The following is a 22,826-nucleotide window of genomic DNA, read 5'->3' on the forward strand; positions in this document are numbered from 1 at the left end:
AATAATCCTTAAATTTTTGTACCAATAAAATCTGTGTCAATCTGTATCAAAAACATGAAAATCAAAGAAATAATTTACGTACTCGAAGAAATGGCTCCCACAGCCTATGCCGAGGATTTTGATAATGTAGGATTACTTGTAGGTGATCAAGAGAACGAAGCCAGAGGAATATTGGTTTGTCATGATGCTCTCGAGACTATTATCGATGAAGCTATTGCAAAAAAATGCAATCTTGTAGTGTGTTTTCATCCCATTTTATTTTCTGGATTAAAAAAGATAACCGGAAAAAATTATGTAGAGCGTGCTGTTATCAAAGCTATAAAAAATGATATCGCTATATATGCCGTTCATACTGCTCTAGACAATCATCAAGAAGGTGTCAATAAAATATTTAGTGATGCTCTAGGGCTAATCAATACAAAAATCCTGATTCCTAAAGAACAGTTTATTCGAAAACTAGTGACTTACGTCCCGCTTGACAATGCCGAAATCGTTCGAAATGCTTTATTTGCAGCTGGCGCTGGCAACATTGGTAATTATGACAACTGTAGTTTTAGCTCTACAGGAACAGGAACTTTCAGAGGCAATCAAAACAGCAATCCTGTAGTAGGAGAACGCTATGAACTTGTTCAAACCACTGAAGTCAAAATAGAAGTGACTTATGAGAAACATTTGGAACGCAAAATCCTTACTGCTCTATTTAACAGCCACATTTATGAAGAAGTTGCACATGAAATCTATAATTTAAACAATAAGCATCAAAACATTGGTTTAGGTATGATTGGTGAACTTCCTAATCCCTTGCCAGAAAAAGAATTTTTAGAATTCGTAAAAGACAAAATGCAATGTGGTGGCATCAGACATTCTAGCTTTACAGGTAATAAAATAAAAAAAGTTGCCGTTCTTGGCGGAGCTGGAAGTTTTGCTATCTCAAATGCAATTCAAGCTGGAGCAGATGCCTATTTAACAGCTGATTTGAAATACCATCAGTTTTACGAAGCGGAAAATAAGCTCCTTTTAGCAGATATTGGACATTTTGAAAGCGAACGCTATACAAAAAATTATATTGTAGAGTATCTTCGAAAAAAAATCCTTAATTTTGCAGTTATTTTATCAGAAGAAAATTCAAATCCAGTTAAGTACTTATAGAATATGGCGAATACAAAAGAATTAAGTGTTGAGGACAAGTTAAGAGCAATTTACGATTTACAACTTATTGACTCTAGAATTGACGAAATCAGAAACGTAAGAGGTGAATTGCCTTTAGAGGTAGAAGATCTTGAAGATGAAGTGGCTGGTTTAAGCACACGTTCAGAAAAATTAAAAGGAGAACTTGAAGTTATTGAAGACCTTATCAAAGCTAAAAAAATAGCTATTGATGAACACAAAGAGTCTATCAAAAAATATACAAAACAACAGGAAACGGTTCGTAACAATAGAGAATTTAACTCTTTGACAAAGGAAGTAGAGTTTCAAGAACTTGAAATTCAATTGGCTGAAAAGCAAATCAAAGAAATGAAAGCTTCAATTGAGCACAAGAAAGAAGTAATTGCAGGCTCAAAAGAAAGATTAGAATCTAAATCGAATCATTTAAAACATAAAAAATCAGAATTAGATGCAATCTTAGCTGAAACGGCAAAAGAGGAAGCATTCTTATCTGAAAAATCTATCGAATTCCAAAACTTAATCGAGGAGCGTTTGTTAAATGCTTACAAAAGAATAAGAGGAAGCGTTCGTAATGGTTTAGCAGTAGTTTCAATAGAAAGAGGTGCATCAGCAGGTTCTTTCTTTACTATTCCACCACAAACGCAAGTTGAAATTGCTTCTAGAAAAAAAATCATTACTGATGAGCACTCTGGAAGAATACTAGTAGATAGCGTTCTTGCAGAAGAAGAAAAAGAGAAAATGGAACAATTGTTCTCAAAAATATAATACCTTTAAAGTCCCGATAACATCGGGACTTTTTTTATGATCAAGCAGATATTCTATACTCTTTTTACCAAGTCAGTGGGTACCTACATCAACCTACTCAGCTACCTTGCCCCAACAAAAGCAATACAACTCGCATACAACTTATTCAGTAAACCTCGCGATGGAAAGCTACAAGTTGACCGATTACCCAAAGTACTGCAACAAGCCCAAACGCAAACACTCTCTTTTCAAGATCAAAAAATACAAACCTATACGTGGCCTGGCAACAGTCATGTGATTTTATTGGTACACGGTTGGGAAAGCAACGCCTCGCGCTGGGAAAAACTCTTGCCTTACCTCACTAAATCCGGCAGTACCATCGTAGCACTTGACGGGCCCGCACATGGACTCTCCAGCGGCACCACATTCAATATTCCGCATTATGCAGAATTTTTACACCAAGTGGTACAGCATTTTCAACCACAAACTTTGATCGGACACTCCCTAGGTGGCAAAACCTGCTTGTACTACCAGTCCGTTTACCAAAGCGACGACTTAAAAAAAATGGTTATCCTTGGCGCACCAAGCGATTTCAAAATAATATTAGACAATTATATCGCGCTGCTAAGCCTCAATTCAAGAATTTTTACTGGCCTAAAAAAATATTATCGTGATGTTTTTCAACTCAATACAGATGAGTTTGCAGGACAACATTTTGCAAAAAACATACTAACCCAAGGCTTTCTTGCCCATGATGAGCAAGACCAAGTAGTGCTCATTCATGAAGGCAACAAAATCGCCGCAACCTGGAAAAACGCTACTTTCATCACCACAACTGGCCTCGGCCACAGCATGCACGACCACAATTTATACGAAAAAATTAGTCAGTTCATTCAAAATTAGGGCGTGCCGCCGCGGCGACCAGGCTATTCGCTGCAATCTTTTTTGGGCAAAAAAAGCCCTAAAAAAGGATTTCCGCTGCTATCCTTCACGCAAATCCGTCGTAAAGTTGATAAGTTCGTTTTACAAGCAATCTCAAAATCAATAGCTATTATAATTTGCAAATTGATTACTTTTGCAAGATGGAAGATCAATTAAAACGCCTCAATAAATTCATTGGCGAAACAGGCTTTTGCAGCCGCCGCGAAGCTGATAAAATCATCGAAGAAGGACGAGTAACAATCAATGGTGTTGTACCCGAATTAGGGACCAAAGTAGCACCTCATGACGAAGTACGTATTGACGGCAAATTAATTCGTGAAAAAACAGAAAAATCAGTATATCTTGCCTTTTACAAACCAGTAGGTATAGAGTGTACCACAAACCTTGATGTACACAACAATATTGTAGATTATATTAATTATCCAAAGCGTATCTTCCCAATTGGGCGTTTAGACAAAGCCAGTGAAGGCTTGATTTTCATGACAAATGACGGCGACATTGTTAATAAAATATTACGTGCGCGCAACAATCACGAAAAAGAATATACCGTTACCGTAAACAAACCCATCACTGATCGTTTTATTGAAAGAATGGGAAATGGTGTACCTATTTTAGATACCGTAACTAGAAAATGTAAAGTAGAGCAAATCAGTAAATTTACATTTAAGATCATCCTAACACAAGGTTTAAACCGCCAAATCCGTAGAATGACTGAATATCTAGGCTATGACGTAACCGCCTTAAAACGCATACGAATCATTAATATTTCTTTAGATGTTCCAGTGGGACGATATCGTGATTTGACTGATGCCGAAATAAAAGAACTCAACGCGCTTATTGAACCATCTAGCAAAACTGAAGAAGCTAGTTTACCAAAAGTAGAAACACCAAGAAAAAGAACTGAGTTTATAAAAAGAGATGATCCTAGGTATAAGAAACGCGGGGATTATTAAAAAGAAAAGAGGCTGTCTCAAAAAATATATTTGAGACAACCTCTATTTTACTCCAAGAACATTATTACAATCTACTCGTTACATTTATCAATCGAATCGGCTGGTTATAGATCAACTTCATAAACATCACTTCTAGAAATGAGGTGTATTTTTTCCCTCCACATTCATACCACCATAAGGATTTGTATTTTATATCATTTTTTTCCATTTTATTGAACCATATTTTTTCATTTTTTACTAAAATTTCTTTGGATTCTGTAATGGTATAACCATTCCCTGTCCAGCAAATTAATGGCTTATGGGATGCCGTTTTGATATAAATGAGTTTATTTGACGTAGCTATTTTAAATACCTCATCATTTACCCAAATTCCATTTTTAATATTGTATTCTGGATTCAGGTTTGTCAATAAATGATCTTTTTTGGGGCTTTTTATTTCCAGACTAGTTATAAATAGTATTACAAAAGTCAAGATAATTGGAATACTTTTCGACTGGAAATTGGCTACTTCAATTTCAGTCATTTTAGGTTTAAAATAGTTGATAATAAACACCATTGGAATCACTTGATATAACCCAAAACACAGTAAACCAACCAAATGATGTAAGGTGTTTTCTTGAGTACAGCCTAAAATAACCAATGTCACAATCCTAAAATAATTTGAAATAATATTCAATGCGACCACAACAAAACAAAAAGTAACAATCGGAATAATTCCAAAATATTTTTTTTGCTTTTTTTCTTCTAACGTTAATAAAATTGCTCCAGTTAACAAACCCGTCTTAAACATTGACAATCCCATACAAGCGGTATCAATTGTAATTTTGGTATTGTTGCTATAAAAATTAACTCCTTCAATCCTATCCAGTGTCATAAAATTTTTTAAAGTTAAAAAAACCGCATAACACAATCCTTGTTTGATTTCAGAAGTTAGATGCTCAAAAAACTTATTGAAAATTGTTGAAAACAACAAAATACAAATAAACGCAACGAAGGAAAATTTTCCAGTAAAGCTGTAAAAAATCAAACATAAAAATAGAATTAAGGATAAGAAATGTAATGATTGTGTATGGAGCCTATAGCTTACAAACTCCAAAACAAAAATCAATGCAATCAACAAATAATTAATTTTGAAATTCGTTTTTCTGCTTCCAAAAAAAAATAAAAAAGCAGAAAAAACGATTCCGAAAAAATCATTGTCCAAACCCAAAAAGAGTACATTATAATTTATTGCAAAGAGAAAGCAAATTGCAAAAATCCCTATTCCAATTTTATATTCAGTTAACAAATTGTACATTAGTTCAACCTTTTTTGTTTTCTGTAATAAAAGAAAAGTGTCGTTAGCCCAATGATAATCAATAGCCATTCGTGTGGTTCTGGAACAGCTCCATCATTATTAATTGAAGCATTTCCAAGCGTATTTACATTTTTTTCGATACCATTTTTCTTGTAATCTTCATCTGTTTCTAGAACAATAAGGGATGAAATTGGAGTAACTATATTGGCATCTTTAGCTAAACCTACAAATTTATTTTCCTTCAAAGAGTCGTTTTGCATAGTTACTTGTTCTTGTAAAACTTTACCAAATGCATACATTCTATAAATATGATTAGATCCATTATTTTGAATTTTTGAATCTAATTCCGTTTCCTGAATGGAAATATTTGCAGGTTCCACATTAATAGTGTTTTCTAATGTCTTAAATTCCAAAAATTGATTTTGTTGAATTAATTTTAAACTATTATTCAAATCAGCTTTCAAATAAGAAACCATTTTCTGCTCCTTTACAGTTTGCCAAAATGGATTCAAATTATCTGAAATATTAATCACCTTTATATTTTTTAGGTGAGTAGTTGCTTTTAATTTTTTTAGGTAATCCGATGTCTCTAATTCTTCAAAATTGGCAGAAATAGTGCCAGATTTTGTGATGACCAAACTATTTTCTTTTAAATTATAAAGTGGCAATAACGAATAAGTCAAATCTTCGAATTGAAAAAAAACTGTTTCATAATTGGATCTGTTTACCAATTGTTTTTGATTGTTGTTCCAAACAAAATAGTTGCCATTTGATAGATTTACTATCTTTTCAATTTCACTTTTTGTCCAGCTGCTGTTCAAATCCAAAATAATTTCACTTGGTTTGAAAGCTATCTTTTGTTTTTGAATTTCGTTGATTTTATACGCTTTATTTTTCCAGATAAAAGCAGTCGAAAATACTTTGTTGGTTATTGGTACTTCGGCTTCCCATGCATCTATCCCTGTTGATTCGTTGATATAAAAACCATTTTCTAATTCAAAATATTTACTAGCTTCAAATTTTTCGTTTCCCACCATTTGAATTCTTGAAATGGTTTTGGCACCATTTGTATTAGGTCCTTTGATGTCCAAACTCACATATTTCATAGTATTATTTTCCACTTTTAATGGTGTTGTAAAACCGCATTTAAAAGTTCTTGGCAAATCATATCGTATTGGAAAAACACGAACTACAACTTTATTTCCTTCTCTCCATTGCATCAATGAAGGGTCTCGATATTCTACTCCTACAATTTGATTATAAGCTTTTTTTGCTTTTTCTTTGGTTGTCAAAACTCCCTTTCTCTCGATTCCATTTACCCATAATGACAAGGAAGTTGCTACTGCTCCTTCGGGAAGTTGAAACGAATATATAGCCTCTTTATCACCCCAAGTTTTTTCTGAACAAGCAATATCCATAGTAATTTCGGTATATGCTAAACGATCATTTGCATAAATTTTTACGTCTTCTTTGATATTTTTTGTAAACAAATCTTTCCCATCCCACAATTGTTCCTCGGTTTCCAATCGTTTATCAAAATTAGATTTTAGAATATTTATTCTGTCATCTGCACTTAGATAAAGTCTTGACGTAAATAAATAGGCAAGATTTATAATCGGATCATGTGTTTTTCTCTCATTAAATTGTTTGTTATTTCCAAATGAATTAAAACCTCTAAAATGAAAGAAATTATCAGAAGCAATGTAAACTATATCCTTTTTGAGGAGAATTTCATTAAAAAAATTAGGTTTTAGATTCTGTGATATGGTAATGTATTGAGGTAAATCTGTATTTATTTTCTCAAAAGAAGTGGCAACGGTATTTTTTGAAATCTTCTGACTTTCCCTATTTAATCCTACTGCAAAAATTGCAAAACCAATACAAACTATTCCACTTCCGATTCCAAAAGCAAATCCGTTTTTTCTATTTTCTTGGAACTTATGAATCAAAATTACGGTGTGACATATAAGTACAATCATAGGTACAAGTCCATAAAAACCTAGCCCCAAAGCCAAAATTCCCATGATTGAAATTGGCGCAAAAGGAATGAGATAAATGGCATAATATAAAATAAGTAAATACGAACATCCGTTCGAAAAATACAACGCTGTATTTAAATACTTATGTTTGAAGTTGCTGTAAATAGCAAAATTGGATAAGCAAAACAAGAAAGTAACCACATAAACCCATATCGGTAAGTTTTCAAAAATATTGATAAAAACATTAGTGGAGAAGCAACCGATAAACCAATTAACAAATAAAAAAGGAATAAGATGTTGGTGTTTTGCTTTGTCTTTTAATACTTTAAAAATAACAATCACACTATAAAGTAATTCAATTATAATATTACAAAAACAAAAGGCTTCAAAATTTTCAAAATCAAATTCGCTTCCTACTAGTGAGCTTATGAGCAGTATAAAACTCAACAAAGTGACAACGATACTCACTTTCACACCAATTTTTTTGGTAAAATCATTAACTTTAGTTTCAATTTTCATTATTTTACGTTTTAAATTTATAAAGTACTTTGTTTTTCAAAGTTATTAGCTAAAAAAAGGTTTATTTAGATTTGAATAATTTTTCAAGACTATTTAAATGCGAAACAAAAGCAGCTCTGCCCATATTGGTCACTCGGTACGAGGTTTTTGGTTTTTTACCTACAAATTCTTTTTTGATTTCGATATAGCCTGATTTCTCTAAAGAAGTAGAGTGGCTTGCTAAATTCCCATCAGTAGTATTTAATAATGCCTTCATCTCTGTAAAATCGATCCAATCGTTTACCATCAATACAGACATTAATCCTAATCGGATTCGACTTTCGAAATCTTTATTTAATTTATCGATAATACCCATGATTATCTGTATTTTTTAAACATAATCGTTCCGTAAACTATGTGTAGAATTCCAAAACCAAGGGTCCAAAAAATCAATCCATATCCTAGAAAAAATAAAGATACACACCCAAGAAATAATTGAAAATATCCTAAATACTGAATATCTGAATACGTATACTTACCCGCATTTACCAATGCTAATCCGTAAAAAAGTAAAGTAGCTGGTGCTAAAAAAGCGAAAAGACCATGATATATTAAAGCTAGACAAAAGACGCCTCCGACTGCTAAAGGAATTGCTAATTGCAAAAGCATCACTTTTGTGGTAGAAGTCCAGATTAGCAAATTATTTTTTTTACTCTTTTTAAAAGTGAATAGAAATCCAGAAAGAAGAGCAAGAACTAAAATTACAATCCCCACTACAATTAGTTTATAAATCAAATCAACACTGTACACTTTCTCCAATCCATCAAAATAAGACATCTCATTTGACTCAAACAAAAAAGCAGCATAACCCGCACCAAGTAGCGCAAAGACTCCTGCAAAAACACCTGACAATCCGCTAAGGGAAATAAACCTTGAAGAACGTTCCATCATGGAACGAATGTGAACTAGATCTTCTTGAATATTGTGACTCATATTAAAAGTACTTTGATTTACAAAGTTATTGTTTTTAATGTATAATCCAAGAAAAGGAAGAAGAAAAAATATTTTTTTTTAAATAATGTTTCTTAAAACCATCTTTTCTTTTTGAACAAAAATACTCCAAAGCACGAAAGCATAATAGATACTGCAATTACAATCCAGATGCCATAGCGATTGTTCTCTAAATCGTTGGGAACATTCATTCCGTATAAACTGGCAATCAAGGTGGGAATCATCAAAATAATCGAAATTGAAGTCATTTGCTTCATAATCGTATTCATATTATTTGATATCACAGAGGCGTATGCATCCATTGTACCGGTTAAGATGTCACTATATATATTGGTAGTTTCTTGGGCTTGGCGCAATTCTATCTCTACATCTTCCAATAATTCCAAATCAAAATGCTCTTTTTGGGATTTGATATTTTTGATTCGATGCAGCAAAATATCATTGCCTTTCAAGGAAGTCATAAAGAACACCAAACATTTTTCTATTTGGAGTAAAGCCTGTAATTCTTCGTTTTTGATTGATTTTTCTAAATTATCCTCGGCTAATTTTATCTTTTGATTGACTTGTTTCAAGTATTTTAAAAACCAAACACTAGAGGATAATAAAAGCTTGAGTACCAAATCAAAGTTGTCCTTAATGTCGATTTTTTTACGTTGGGTATAAGTCACAAAATCAGAAAGCATTTCTGTCTTATGAAAACTAATAGTGATACAAACTTCACCTTTAAAAACAACACCAACAGGAATCGTATGAAAAGGCAACTTTACATCGTTGCTTTTCACAGGAATTCGCATGATAATTAAAGTCCAACTATTTTCAATTTCTATCCTTGGTCTTTCGTCAATATCTTCGATGTCATTGTAAAATGCTTCGGGAATTTGTAATTCTTCGAGTAAATATTTTTTTTCTGCTTCGGTAGGGCATTCAATATTGATCCAGCAGTTTGGAGTCCAATTAGTAGTAGCACTTAATCCGTTATTGTTTTTGTAAAAAGCTCTCATTTCAAAATTCTATAGGTTTATGTATAGCATCTTGAAAATTGTTCAAGCGCTATATCAGTTTAACATTTCCGAATAATAATCGTCCATTACCGTTTTTTTTTAGTGTTGCAAAAGTATTCTTTAAATTTAGATTCTAAGCTTTTGCTAGTTATATTTTAGGAGCATCTTAAGACAAAAAAGCCTCAAAAATAAATTTGAGGCTTTCTATATAAAAATTTTTATTTATTTCTCTTCATTTCCCTTGCCAAGAGTGTGTTTTTTAACAACATAGCAATGGTCATTGGTCCCACTCCACCAGGAACTGGGGTAATAAAAGATGCTTTTTTGCTTACTTGATCAAAATCGACATCACCGGTGATCACATATCCTTTTTCGTGATTTTCGTCAGGAACGCGAGTAATACCCACATCAATAACAACTGCTCCATCCTTCACCATTTCTGCTTTTAAATAATTGGGAACACCCAAAGCTGTGATTATAATATCAGCCTGAATGGTAATTTCTTCTATATTTTTGGTGTAACTATGCGTAAGTGTCACTGTTGAGTTCCCTGGAAAACCTTTGCGTCCCATCAAAATACTCATTGGTCTACCCACAATATGGCTGCGGCCAATAACTACCGTGTGTTTTCCTTTTGTTTCTACTCCGTAGCGATCTAGCAATTCTAGAATACCAAATGGAGTGGCAGGAATAAAAGTAGTCATATCAAGTGCCATTTTCCCAAAGTTCTCAGGATGAAAACCATCTACATCTTTGCTTGGGTCAACTGCCATTAAAACTTTTTGCTCGTCAATTTGTTTGGGAAGTGGCAATTGCACAATAAAACCGTCAATTTGATCGTCTTCGTTTAATTCTTTGATCTTTTTAAGCAATTCAATTTCTGTAGTTGTGTTGGGCATTTTAATCAAAGTAGACTCAAATCCTACTCTTTCACAGGCTTTTACTTTACTACCCACATAAGTTAAACTTGCGCCATCATTCCCTACGATTAGGGCTGCCAAATGAGGAACTTTCTCACCATTGGCTTTCATTTTTTGTACTTCAACAGCAATTTCGCTTTTAATGTCTTCTGCTGTTTTTTTTCCGTCTAGTAGTTGCATTGTTGTTTTGTTTAATATAGTAAAGACAAAAGTCTTAAAATCATAACGACTTTAAGACTCTCTTTTTAAATTCTTTATTTCATTCCTGGCATTCCACCAGGCATTCCGCCTTTCATTCCGCCCATCATTTTCATTAGGTTTTTTCCACCCGGACCTTGCATCATTTTCATCATTTTGCTCATTTGGTCAAACTGCTTCATTAGCTGATTTACTTGCTCAATTTTGGTTCCAGAACCTTTTGCAATTCTTGCCTTTCTTTTCACGTCAATCACAGCTGGCTTACTTCTTTCCATTGGGGTCATTGAGTAAATAATAGCTTCAATGTGTTTGAAAGCGTCGTCTTCAATTTCAACATCTTTCATCGCTTTTGAAGCACCCGGTATCATTCCTACCAAGTCTTTCATGTTACCCATTTTCTTTACTTGCTGAATTTGAGAAAGAAAATCATCAAAACCAAATTCATTTTTAGCAATTTTCTTTTGGATTTTTCTTGCTTCTTCTTCATCAAATTGCTCCTGAGCTCTCTCCACAAGGGAAACAACGTCACCCATTCCTAAAATACGCTCCGCCATACGTACAGGATAGAAAACATCAATAGCTTCCATTTTCTCTCCAGTACCTACAAACTTAATAGGCTTATTTACAACTGTTTTAATAGATAAAGCAGCTCCACCACGGGTATCACCATCTAATTTTGTTAAGATAACACCATCAAAATTCAATCTGTCGTTGAATGCTTTTGCTGTATTTACGGCATCTTGACCCGTCATCGCATCAACAACAAACAAGGTTTCTTGTGGTTGAATTGCTTTGTGCACGCGTTCAATCTCGTTCATCATTTCTTCATCCACAGCCAAACGACCAGCGGTATCGACAATGACAACATTAAACCCATTTGCTTTAGCATGTTTGATTGCGTTTTGAGCAATTTCAACTGGATTTTTATTTTCTGGTTCTGAATATACCTCAACACCAATAGAATCTCCAACTACATATAATTGCTGGATCGCTGCAGGACGGTAAATATCACAGGCAACTAATAATGGTTTTTTGTTTTTCTTAGTTAATAGATAATTGGCTAATTTTCCAGAGAAAGTAGTTTTTCCAGAACCTTGCAATCCAGACATCAAAATAACAGATGGATTACCCGATAAATTAATTCCGGCAACATCGCCACCCATTAATTCAGTCAATTCATCTTTGACTAACTTAACTAATAATTGCCCTGGTTGAAGCGTTGTTAGTACATCCTGACCAATTGCTTTTTCTTTAACTTTTGTAGTAAAATCTTTGGCAATTTTAAAGTTAACATCGGCGTCAAGTAAAGCACGTCGAACTTCTTTTAAAGTATCTGCTACGTTTACTTCAGTTATTTTTCCGTGACCTTTTAGTATATGGAAGGCTTTATCTAGTTTTTCGCTTAAATTATCGAACATAGTATTGATTTATTTTGAAATGCAAAGATAAACTAATTAGGAAATTAGGCAATTAGATAATTAGATTATTGGCACCTCTTTTTGTTGTATATTCCAACAAAAAAACGACTTCATTTTGAAGCCGTTTTCTACTATTTACATTCTATCAGGAACATTAATTCCCAGTAACTTAAATGATGAAGCAATAACCTCGGCTACTTTTTTAGACAGTTGTACTCTGAATTTTTTCTTTTCTAAATCCTCTTCCCCTAAAATAGGAACGGCTTGGTAAAACGAATTGTACTCGCGAACTAAATCATAAGTGAAATTTGCCAAAAGCGCCGGACTGTGATGCTGGGCTGCATTTTGAATTACTTCAGGAAAAAGCTCCAATTGTTTGACCAATTCTTTCTCTTTTTCATGTAAAATATCTATTTGCGCATTAGTTGAATAATCAAAATTTGCTTTACGAATTATAGATTGAATACGTGCATAGGTATATTGAATAAACGGTCCCGTATTTCCAGCAAAATCAACAGACTCTTCTGGATTAAAAAGGATTCGTTTCTTAGGATCTACTTTCAAAATATAGTATTTCAATGCTCCCAAACCGATGGTGCTGTACAAATTAGCTTTTTCTTCAGGTGAATACGAATCCAATTTCCCTAAATCTTCTGCAATTTTTTGAGCCGTAGCGGTCATTTCCTGCATTAAATCATCGGCATCTACAACAGTTCCCTCACGAGATTTCATCTTTCCTGATGGTAAATCTACCATTCCGTATGACAAGTGGTATAAGTTTTTTGCCCAATCAAAACCTAATTTTTTCAGAATCAAAAACAATACTTTAAAATGGTAGTCTTGCTCATTTCCTACAGTGTAAACCATTCCGCCAACATCTTGCATGTCTTTCACACGTTGAATTGCCGTACCAATATCCTGAGTCATATACACAGCCGTACCATCTGAACGCAACACAATTTTACGATCAAGACCTTCGTCAGTTAAGTCAATCCAAACAGAACCGTCTGGATCTTTTTCGAAAATTCCTTTTTCTAAACCAATTTGGACAACATCTTTCCCTAGTAAATAGGTATCACTCTCATAGTAATAACGATCAAAATCGACTCCTAAATTCTTGTATGTAATGGCAAAACCATCGTAAACCCATTGGTTCATTTTAGCCCACAAAGCTTTCACTTCAGCATCACCAGCTTCCCATTTTTGGAGCATTTCTTGGGCTTCAAGAATAATAGGAGCTTGTTTTTTAGCCTCTTCTTCTGTTTTACCTGCTTGCATTAGTTGATTAATTTCTTCTTTGTAGGCCTTATCAAATGCCACATAAAAGTTACCAACTAACTTATCTCCTTTTAAGCCTGATGTTTCAGGAGTTTGATTTTCACCAAATTTTTGCCAAGCCAACATGGACTTACAAATATGAATTCCTCTATCATTAATGATTTGAGTTTTATATACTTTTTTACCCGAAGCTTTGATGATTTCAGCTACTGAATATCCTAGCAAATTATTACGAACGTGTCCTAAATGCAAAGGTTTATTGGTATTTGGAGAGGAATATTCGACCATAACGGCTTTATCATTTGCCGAAGGCGTCACAAAACCATAGGTAGCATTATCTTTTATTCCTGCAAATAGATTTAAGTAATATTGATCGGCAATTACAATATTCAAGAAACCCGAAACTACATTGAAACGACTTACTTCAGCTAGGTTTTCGACTAAATAATTTCCAATTTTATTTCCTAATTCTACAGGATTACTCTTTACTAGTTTCAACAACGGAAAAATAACCATGGTAATATCTCCCTCAAACTCTTTACGAGTGGTTTGAAACTCCACCTTTTCAATGGTCACGTCAAACAAGGTTTTTATTGCGTTTTCTATTGCGGGTGTAAGAACTTGTGGTAAAGTCATTTTATATTTTTTTTGAGACAGCAAATATAGTCATAATCAAGGAAATTGAAAATTGGATACCAACATAATTTACAACTCACAATCAGACTGATAAAGTAAAAAATACAAAACAAATCAAAATTACTTAGAAATTAATGTAACAATTATACTTCAAAACAGTCTATTATTAAGGTTACTGTGTTCCAAATATTAATTAAATGTTAAATAACACATAAAACAGTATTATGTTTAACATAGTATTATTTAAAAGAATACATTTGCCTCATCAATCAAATCAATCAAATCAAATTAATCATGAAATTGAAACTATCAATTATCTGCTTTATGGTAACGCTGTTTACTGTACAAGCACAAACTTCAAGTAAAATCTCGCCACTTGAAAACTCTGGACTAATCACCGGAAAAATAATCGACAAGCAAACTAATGAACCGCTTGGATATGTAAATGTAGTTGTTAAGGAAGACGGCAAAGTGCTAACCGGAGAAATTACTTCAGAGAAAGGACTTTTTAGCATTAAAAATTTACCTCTAAAAAAGTATACCGTTGAAATTCAATTTATGGGATATAAAACTGTTTCTAAACCAGTTGTACTTTCTACAGATCAAAAATCGGCCAATCTCAATACCATAATTCTAGAAGAAGACGCTATACAACTTAAAGGAGTAGAAATTATAGCGGAACGCTCAACCATTGAACAAAAAATAGATCGAAAAGTGATTAATGTGGGTAAAGACTTGACTACCGCAGGAGCCACCGCATCAGAGATTATGAGTAACATCCCCTCTGTAAATGTAGATCAAGATGGCAAAATTTCCTTGAGAGGTAATGAAAATGTACGTGTTTTAGTTGACGGCAGACCCAGTAACATTGAGGCTTCGCAATTATTAAAACAAATCCCATCAGCCTCTATCAAAAAAATTGAACTGATTACAAACCCAAGCGCAAAATACAATCCTGAGGGAATGTCTGGGATTATCAACATTGTTTTACATAAAAATGCAAATGACGGCCTGAATGCCAGCATCAATTCTGGATTAACATTTGCCCAAACTCCAAAGATTTCCAACACCCTGAACATGAACTACAGAACAGGAAAAGTGAATTTTTTCTCGACTTATGGAAATAATTTTGGCATCCGATTTAATGAAGGCATGATATCACGATTAGATGATAATTCCAATCAAATTTTTGAAATAAAGAATGATAACAAGTCACATCTTGTGAAATTTGGAATGGATTATTACATCAACGATAAAAACACATTGTCTGCTTATACCAATCAAAATATTTTTAAGAGTGATGGTATAATTGATATTAGTGTCGTTAATCCTAACGCTTCTCAAAATATTGGATTAAAATCGAACTACCTCACTGACAATACCGATGGAACTTATAATGTTGCGCTAAAACACCTAACAAGTAAAGAAGGAGAAACACTTGATTTAGAGGTGAATCACAGCATTTTCTCTGAAGATCAAATAGCACGTTTTCGCACCACGTATACCAATCCAAGCATCCCAAGTAGCGCTTACGATGATTCCCTTGGCGAAAAAAGAAAAAGCACGATTGTAAATCTTGATTACACAAATCCGCTTGACGAAAAAACAAATTTAGAGCTTGGTGCAGAAAGTAGAAATTTACGCACCGATAACGATTATGCTACTAACAACGCTGCTTTGACAAATTCAAAATACACGTATGATTTAGACATTTATTCGGCTTATGCAACCTATGGACAAAAATTCAAAAAAATTGGTTACCAATTGGGTGCACGTTTTGAAAGCTATCATGTAAAAGCAGTGCTAAACGGCACCGTTGCTTACAAAGATGATTATTTTACAGTGTATCCATCAGCGTCTATGACCTACTCCCCATCTGAGAAAAACCAACTCCAAATCAGTTTTAGTAGACGTGTAGACAGACCTGGAATAGATCAAACAAAACCCCTGAGAGAATTTAGTTCGCCTAGATTAACCTCTATCGGAAATCCGGAATTAGACCCGCAATTTACAAACTCAATAGAATTTAATTACACGAAGACACTTTCAAAGGGATCATTAACCACCGGATTGTTTGTAAGAAGCATTCAAAACGAAATTAACCGAATCATTTATCCTGATCCTCAAAATCAAGACCAACAAATTTTAAGTTTTGACAACTTTGACAACAATACTGCCTATGGATTTGAAGTTTCTATGAATTATAAAATTAATAGTTGGTGGGATATTCAACCTGCAATAGATTACTCAAACATCAACCAGAAAGGACTTGTATCGCAAATAAACACTGCTACAAATTCATTCGATTTGGTTACCAAACAAGTTGCTGCAGCAGCATTTAATGCTCGTTTTAATAGCAATTTCAAAGCTAGTAAAAGTCTACGTTTTCTATTATTTGGTTTTTATAGATCTGGAGTTGATGGTGTTCAATTTAACAACAAAGAAATGTACAAAATTGACGCTGGTGGACGCTACTCTTTCTTGAAAGACAAGGCTACATTAAGCATCCGATTCAATGATATTTTCAACACCATGAAAGCAGGTTTTGACGGTGAAAATCCGTATCCACAAAGAGGTCAATTTAGATGGGAAAGTCAATCCGTATTTGTAGGTTTCAATTATGCTTTTGGCGGAGGTAAAACTAAAAACCTGCAGCGCAAACAAAGAGAAGACAATACCAAACAAGGCGGAGGTTTGTTCTAGAAAAAAATAGTGTTACAAAATTTTAATTTTTGATAGTATATAAAAAACATGATGAGTCAGTTGCATATTTTATCAACTCAATTGTCTAGTTTTTTTTTGAATTCGAAAATGCTTTTCCAATTCTAAAAAATTAGTTTTAATAGTTTGTTACCCAAAAAATTCGGAGCATGCCACTCCGAATTTTTTATTTTCAGTAAGTGTTATTATTTTAAAAAATAGGACGCATCAATCAAGCGATTTCCTGTTGCATCATGTACCGCATAATTAAAACCACCTTGAATACAATATGATCCGTACTCCCCTTTTTTGTTCAAGGCTATAAAACCAACTTGAATATCTTTTAGATTTTTATTTCTTTTTTGGGTCAAATTGACAATACGCATGACTGCCTCTTCACATGCTTTTTGTGGAGACTTCCCTTGTCGCATTAGTTCTACCACCAAGTGACAACCTGTAATACGTATTACTTCTTCCCCATGACCTGTAGCAGTGGCAGCGCCAATTTCGTTATCTACGTATAGACCTGCGCCTATGATAGGCGAATCTCCTAAACGGCCATGCATTTTAAACGCCATGCCACTTGTAGTGCAAGCCCCAGATAAATCTCCATTTGCGTCAAGCGCAATCATGCCAATGGTATCGTGATTTTCAATATTAGCAATAGGTTTGTAATCACTGGTTTTTAGCCATTCTTTCCACTCCCGTTCTGAGTCAGCTACTAGTAAATTTTCCTTGACAAACCCTTGCGAAACAGCAAATTGAAGGGCACCATCTCCTACCAGCATTACGTGAGGTGTTTTTTCCATTACTGCACGTGCCACAGAAATAGGATGCTTAATAAACTCTAAACACGCCACAGATCCAATATTAGCATTTTCATCCATGATACAAGCATCCAGAGTTACTCGGCCATCGCGATCTGGTCTACCGCCATAACCTACGCTTCGCTCTTTTGGATCAGCTTCGGGAATTTTTACGCCAGCCTCAACAGCATCCAGCGCTTTCCCATTATTTTTTAAAACCTCCCAAGCAGCCACATTCGCTTGCATACCGAAATTCCAAGTCGAAAGTACAATTGGTTTGTTGATTTTCTTGGGTTCAATACTATTTTCTGTTTTCGCATTGCCTTTGAATGCTTGCAACGCAAAAGCTGCTGAGGCAAGAGCTGTTGTTTTTAAAAAATTTCTGCGGTTTGCCATAATTAAAAAGGTTTAGTATTTGAAATAACTAGTGTATAAAAATAGCTTTTATTTTCCAAAAAAAAAGTCTGTACAAATTTGTACAGACTTTTTACTTTATTATGTATTCACCTTATAAATATAGGGTTTATTTACCATTTTATAATAGCACTTCCCCAAGTAAAACCACTACCAAAAGCCGCTAAAACCACGGTATCTCCTGATTTTATTTTACCTTTTTCCCATGCTTCAGTTAAAGCAATTGGAATAGAAGCTGCGGTTGTGTTACCATATTTTTGAATGTTGTTGTACACTTGGTCATCCGTAAGATCAAATTTCTTTTGAATGAATTGAGAGATTCTCAAATTTGCTTGATGAGGAATCAACATATCAATATCAGAAACTTGCAAGTTATTCGCTTGCAATCCTTCATTAATCACTTCGCTAAAACGAACTACAGCATTTTTAAACACAAACTGTCCGTTCATGTAAGGGAAATAACTTTCGTCGTCTGGATCATTATCTGCTAAAATATCTGTTACCCAGCGACCTCCCATTCCGGGTGCTTTTACAATTAACTCCTCTGCGTGTTGCCCTTCGGAGTGTAAATGTGTAGACAAAATACCTTTAGTCAAATCTTCCTCTCTACTTAATACAGCGGCGCCTGCTCCATCTCCAAAAATTACTGAAACGCCACGACCACGAGTAGTCATGTCTAATCCAGTAGAATGTACTTCTGAACCAATTACTAAAATGTTTTTATACATTCCCGTTTTAATATATTGATCTGCAACAGACAAACCATAAATAAAACCAGAGCATTGATTACGAACATCAAGAGCACCAACTGTTTTTAATCCTAAATCACGCTGTACTAGAACTCCTGGACCAGGGAAATAAAAATCAGGACTCAACGTTGCAAAAACTACAAAATCAATATCTTCCTTGGCAACACCAGCACGTTCAATAGCTATTTCAGCAGCTTTTACACCCATAGATGTAGTCGTATCTTCTCCTTTTATGATGTGGCGTCTCTCTTCTATACCGGTACGCTCTTGAATCCATTCATCATTGGTATCGATAATCTTAGATAAATCGTCATTTGTAACCACGTTTTCGGGTACATAATAACCCAATCCTGCTATTCTTGAATGATACATATAATTATTGTTTTATTAAAATCAGATTGCAAATTTAGAACTAACTCTAAAATTCAGGGTGCTAAAATACCACTTTTTTAGCAAATTACAAGTTTTAAGCTTTTTGAGGCCTTGCAAACCGTCAACTCAATTATCATAAATGAAATTTAAATTGACAGTATCTATTAAAAAAGAAGTTTCTTGTAAAGTTTTACACAACAAATGTAACAACATTGCAGTTAAGCAGACTAAAAATAGATACTATTCAAGCTAATTTAAAATCATTAAAATTATGAAATTAAAAATGTCCTTACTCCTTTTCCTTGGCATGAGTTTACAGACTTTTGCACAGGAAAACGTAACCTACCAAAAACCATCTCCCTCTATCTTGACTCTTGCTGATTATGAAAGAGCTCCATCCGTGTCAATGGATACTAAAAAAGAATACCTTTTATTATCTTATCGCAATACCTACAAGTCGCTTGACGATTTGAATCAAGACGAACTTAGACTAGGAGGTTTACGTATCAATCCTACTACAAATATTTCAAGTACGGTTACCTATGTGAACAACTTAAAAATTAGAAAAGTAAAGGATCAAAATGAAGTGCAAGTTGCTGGGCTTCCTCAAAACCCACGTATCAGTAATATTTCTTGGTCACCTAATGATTCAAAAATTGCATTTACGCATACTGCCGCAACTGGTGTTGAGTTATGGACTATCGATGTGGCATTGGCTACAGCCAAAAAAATCACAGAGGCAAACTTAAACGCCAATATTGGAAGTCCGTTTGTATGGATGAAAGATAACAATACACTTCTTGTAAAAATGCTTCCTAAAAATAGAGCAGCTTTGCTAGATTCTAAAAAAGATTTGCCTACTGGACCAATTATTTCTAATGCCGATGGATCTAAATCTCAAAACAGAACGTATCCTGACATGTTAAAAAACGCCAATGATGAGATCAATTTTGAGAACATTATGACATCCGAATTATACAAAATTAATTTAGATGGTACAGCTACTCTATTTAAAAAAGCAGCTATGTACGCGGGTGAAAGTTTCTCCCCTGATGGAAATTACTTGATGCTAACAACTATTCAAAAACCGTTTTCTTATATAGTTCCGTTGAGCCGTTTTCCATCAAAATCAGTAGTGTTTGATAAAGACGGAAATGAAGTAAAAACAGTAAACGAAGTTCCGTTGACCGAAATTATCCCGAAAGGTTTTATGGCAGTTCGCAAAGGCAAACGCAACATGAGCTGGAGAGCAGATAAACCAGCTACACTAGTTTATGTAGAAGCACTTGATGGTGGTGACCCAGCGAATAAAGTTGATTTTAGAGATGAAGTCCTGCTATGGAACGCACCTTTTACCACTCCTGCAAATACGCTTGTAAAAACACCGCAACGTTTTAGCGGCATCATGTGGGGTACTGAAAATGTAGCGGTACTTATGGATGAATGGTATGATACGAGAAACACAAAAACCTACCTCATCAATCCTGCAGCTCCTGAACAAGCACCTAAAGTAATTTTTGACCGAAATTCTCAAGATGTGTATGCAGATCCTGGAAATTTTGAAACGCGCAAAAACGAATTCAACAGATATGTACTGGCTATAGAAAACAACAAAACTTTTTTAATAGGTGCTGGTTTTACTAAGAACGGACAATTCCCTTTTATTAGTGAAATGGATTTAAAAACATTGCAAACTAAGAGACTATACACCTCATCGTACACGGACAAAAAAGAAGATATTCTTGAAATTGAAAACTTAAAAGAAGGTACGGTTTTGGTCCAAATTCAGTCTAAAAACGAATATCCAAACTACTACTTGAGAAACATCAAACAAAAAAACAAATTAACACCTATCACCACTTTTCAAAATCCTTTTGAAAGTATTAAAAACGTGAGTAAAGAAGTTATCAAATACACTCGTAAAGATGGTGTTCAATTATCTGGAACCTTGTATTTACCTTTAGGATATGACAAGGCTAAAAAAGAAAAAATGCCCTTGTTGATTTGGGCTTACCCAGCAGAATACAAGGACAAAAATTCAGCAGGTCAAAGCACGCAAAACCCAAATGAATTCACTTTTCCAAATTACGGTTCGTTTGTGTACTGGGTAACCAAAGGTTATGTGGTGCTGGATGATGCTGCTTTCCCAATCATTGGTGAAGGAACTACAGAACCAAATGACAATTTTATTACACAACTTGTTGATAATGCCGAGGCTGCTATTAATGCAGTTGATGCTTTAGGATACATTAACCGTAAAAAAGTAGCTGTGGGCGGACACTCGTACGGAGCTTTTATGACAGCTAATTTACTAACACATTCTAATTTATTTGCTTGCGGAATTGCCCGCAGTGGCGCTTATAATAGAACATTGACTCCTTTTGGTTTTCAAAGTGAGCAACGCAATTACTGGGAAAGTCCAGAAGTGTATACTGCAATGTCTCCGTTTATGAATGCTGGAAAAATGAAAACACCAATGTTACTTGTACACGGTGAAGCGGATAACAATCCAGGAACTTTCACCTTGCAAACCGAACGCTACTTTCAAGCACTAAAAGGGCTTGGAGCTCCAGCAAGAATGGTTATTTTACCAAAAGAAAGTCATGGTTATGCAGCCAAAGAAAATATTTTGCACCTGCTATGGGAACAAGATCAGTTTTTAGAGAAATATTTGAAAAACTAAACGCAGCTTATTCAAGCGAAGTTTTTAAACACAAAAATCCCCGAAATCAAATCTGGTTTCGGGGATTGTTTTTTTATATCTGAAGGGAAAGAAATCCAACTTTACGCTAACATCAAATTGACTTCTTGATTAAAGTCTAACTCCGTGTCATGCTCAAAGAAAATAGCTCTTCTGTCAAAAGCAGCTTTAACTAAAAAATGACTGCCTCTAAAATAGCATTGCTTGACAACCGCTGTCATTTTTGCATTGTCTACTACTTTTAATTGGTGCGGATACAACAATAAATATTCGTCATCAGCGGGGTCAATGTCTATAATTTGTGACAGCATAAACTCATTGACTTCACCAAAAAGAGACGCTACATATTTATTTGCCGGAAGTTCATACAAAGCTCTTGAAGCACCTTTGATCACTACTTGTCCTTGCTGCAACACAATAGTTTCATCAGCAAATGACAAGGAATCCACACTATCATGTGTGGCTATGATGCAGGTAATTCCTTTTTTCTTTAAATAGGCAAACAAGTTGCGTCTTAAAGCATTTTTTCTAAAATTATCAATATGGCTGAAGGGCTCGTCTAGCAATAAAATTTCTGGCTCGAGGGCCAAAGCTTTGGCCAAGGCTACCCTTTGTTGTTGCCCACCACTTAAATCTTTGGCTTTCACTTTGGCAAACTCCGTCATCTCCACCATTTCGAGTAGCTCTTGAATTCGGAGTTTTTTTAGAGGTAAAAAAGCGCTCGACAAAAATTTCCCCACATTTTCCTCTACGGTAGTATAGGGCATTAAATCAAAATCTTGAGCCAGGTATTTAGCATAAGCAACGCCAGGAATCAAGTTGTATTTGGGACCCAGTATTGGTTTTTCGTTGTAACTAATTGATCCACTATTGAGATCTAGTAAACCATAAATAAGTTTGAGCAGGGTACTTTTTCCGCAACCGCTTTCCCCAATAATAGCAATGTTTTGCCCTTTCTCAATAGTAAAATTAATATCTGTAATTACAGGCTTATCACTATAAGAAAAGTGTATATTTTTTATTTCTAGCATCATCAAAAATT

Annotated in this window: 17 protein-coding genes; 6 read left to right on the forward strand and 11 right to left on the reverse strand. The window is 34.4% G+C overall.

The annotated features are described in order from the left end of the window. Nucleotides 1–54 precede the first annotated feature (54 nt). From DNC80_RS06485 to rluF, 4 genes are all read left to right on the forward strand, one after another. Nucleotides 55–1,149, forward strand: a complete 1,095-nt coding sequence (locus DNC80_RS06485) for a Nif3-like dinuclear metal center hexameric protein (protein WP_182650249.1) — start codon at nt 55–57, stop codon at nt 1,147–1,149. Between the two features lie 3 nt (nt 1,150–1,152). Beyond that, nucleotides 1,153–1,932, forward strand: coding sequence for a zinc ribbon domain-containing protein (locus DNC80_RS06490; RefSeq protein ID WP_144893198.1), 780 nt, complete (start codon nt 1,153–1,155; stop codon nt 1,930–1,932). A 36-nt stretch (nt 1,933–1,968) separates the two neighbouring features. Further along, nucleotides 1,969–2,814: an alpha/beta fold hydrolase gene (locus DNC80_RS06495; protein WP_182650251.1), complete on the forward strand. Its 846-nt coding sequence runs from the start codon at nt 1,969–1,971 to the stop codon at nt 2,812–2,814. Between the two features lie 179 nt (nt 2,815–2,993). Next, nucleotides 2,994–3,806, forward strand: coding sequence for a 23S rRNA pseudouridine(2604) synthase RluF (rluF, locus tag DNC80_RS06500; RefSeq protein WP_182650253.1), 813 nt, complete (start codon nt 2,994–2,996; stop codon nt 3,804–3,806). 64 nt (nt 3,807–3,870) lie between these two features. Here rluF and xrtN read toward each other — a convergent pair whose 3' ends face one another. The 8 genes from xrtN to argS form a co-directional block, all read right to left on the reverse strand. Further along, nucleotides 3,871–5,172, reverse strand: a complete 1,302-nt coding sequence (xrtN, locus tag DNC80_RS06505) for an exosortase N (RefSeq protein WP_370628710.1) — start codon at nt 5,170–5,172, stop codon at nt 3,871–3,873. Continuing rightward, entirely contained in the window at nt 5,103–7,601 is a 2,499-nt protein-coding gene (locus tag DNC80_RS06510) for an XrtN system VIT domain-containing protein (protein WP_182650257.1), read from the reverse strand. The genes xrtN and DNC80_RS06510 overlap by 70 nt, the downstream gene beginning before the upstream one ends. 61 nt (nt 7,602–7,662) lie before the next feature. Then, nucleotides 7,663–7,956, reverse strand: a complete 294-nt coding sequence (locus DNC80_RS06515; protein WP_182650258.1) for a transcriptional regulator — start codon at nt 7,954–7,956, stop codon at nt 7,663–7,665. Between the two features lie 2 nt (nt 7,957–7,958). Then, nucleotides 7,959–8,573, reverse strand: a complete 615-nt coding sequence (locus DNC80_RS06520; protein ID WP_182650260.1) for a hypothetical protein — start codon at nt 8,571–8,573, stop codon at nt 7,959–7,961. A gap of 92 nt (nt 8,574–8,665) precedes the next feature. Next, complete coding sequence (locus DNC80_RS06525; RefSeq protein WP_182650262.1) at nt 8,666–9,592, reverse strand: magnesium transporter CorA family protein; 927 nt, start codon at nt 9,590–9,592, stop codon at nt 8,666–8,668. 218 nt (nt 9,593–9,810) lie between these two features. Beyond that, nucleotides 9,811–10,692, reverse strand: a complete 882-nt coding sequence (locus DNC80_RS06530) for a bifunctional 5,10-methylenetetrahydrofolate dehydrogenase/5,10-methenyltetrahydrofolate cyclohydrolase (RefSeq protein WP_182650264.1) — start codon at nt 10,690–10,692, stop codon at nt 9,811–9,813. A gap of 74 nt (nt 10,693–10,766) precedes the next feature. Next, nucleotides 10,767–12,128 (reverse strand): signal recognition particle protein, encoded by a 1,362-nt coding sequence (gene ffh, locus DNC80_RS06535; protein WP_182650266.1) that lies wholly within the window; start codon nt 12,126–12,128, stop codon nt 10,767–10,769. A 135-nt stretch (nt 12,129–12,263) separates the two neighbouring features. Next, complete coding sequence (argS, locus tag DNC80_RS06540) at nt 12,264–14,042, reverse strand: arginine--tRNA ligase (RefSeq protein ID WP_182650267.1); 1,779 nt, start codon at nt 14,040–14,042, stop codon at nt 12,264–12,266. A 294-nt stretch (nt 14,043–14,336) separates the two neighbouring features. Between argS and DNC80_RS06545 the strand changes: the two genes are divergently transcribed. Further along, on the forward strand, nt 14,337–16,745 hold the full coding sequence (locus DNC80_RS06545; protein WP_182650269.1) for a TonB-dependent receptor domain-containing protein: 2,409 nt from the start codon (nt 14,337–14,339) through the stop codon (nt 16,743–16,745). Nucleotides 16,746–16,948: 203 nt separating this feature from the next. Here the strand turns inward: DNC80_RS06545 and DNC80_RS06550 are convergent, their stop codons facing one another. Continuing rightward, on the reverse strand, nt 16,949–17,944 hold the full coding sequence (locus DNC80_RS06550) for an isoaspartyl peptidase/L-asparaginase family protein (RefSeq protein WP_182650271.1): 996 nt from the start codon (nt 17,942–17,944) through the stop codon (nt 16,949–16,951). A gap of 131 nt (nt 17,945–18,075) precedes the next feature. After that, nucleotides 18,076–19,083, reverse strand: a complete 1,008-nt coding sequence (locus tag DNC80_RS06555; protein WP_182650273.1) for a 3-oxoacyl-ACP synthase III family protein — start codon at nt 19,081–19,083, stop codon at nt 18,076–18,078. 271 nt (nt 19,084–19,354) lie between these two features. Here DNC80_RS06555 and DNC80_RS06560 point away from each other — a divergent pair, with 271 nt between their 5' ends. Further along, nucleotides 19,355–21,766, forward strand: coding sequence for a S9 family peptidase (locus DNC80_RS06560; RefSeq protein WP_182650275.1), 2,412 nt, complete (start codon nt 19,355–19,357; stop codon nt 21,764–21,766). A gap of 101 nt (nt 21,767–21,867) precedes the next feature. Here DNC80_RS06560 and DNC80_RS06565 read toward each other — a convergent pair whose 3' ends face one another. Continuing rightward, complete coding sequence (locus DNC80_RS06565; RefSeq protein WP_182650291.1) at nt 21,868–22,815, reverse strand: ABC transporter ATP-binding protein; 948 nt, start codon at nt 22,813–22,815, stop codon at nt 21,868–21,870. Between the last annotated feature and the right edge of the window lie 11 nt (nt 22,816–22,826).

The organism is Flavobacterium sp. SOK18b, assembly GCF_014156605.1.
GTDB classification, from domain to species: domain Bacteria; phylum Bacteroidota; class Bacteroidia; order Flavobacteriales; family Flavobacteriaceae; genus Flavobacterium; species Flavobacterium tiangeerense.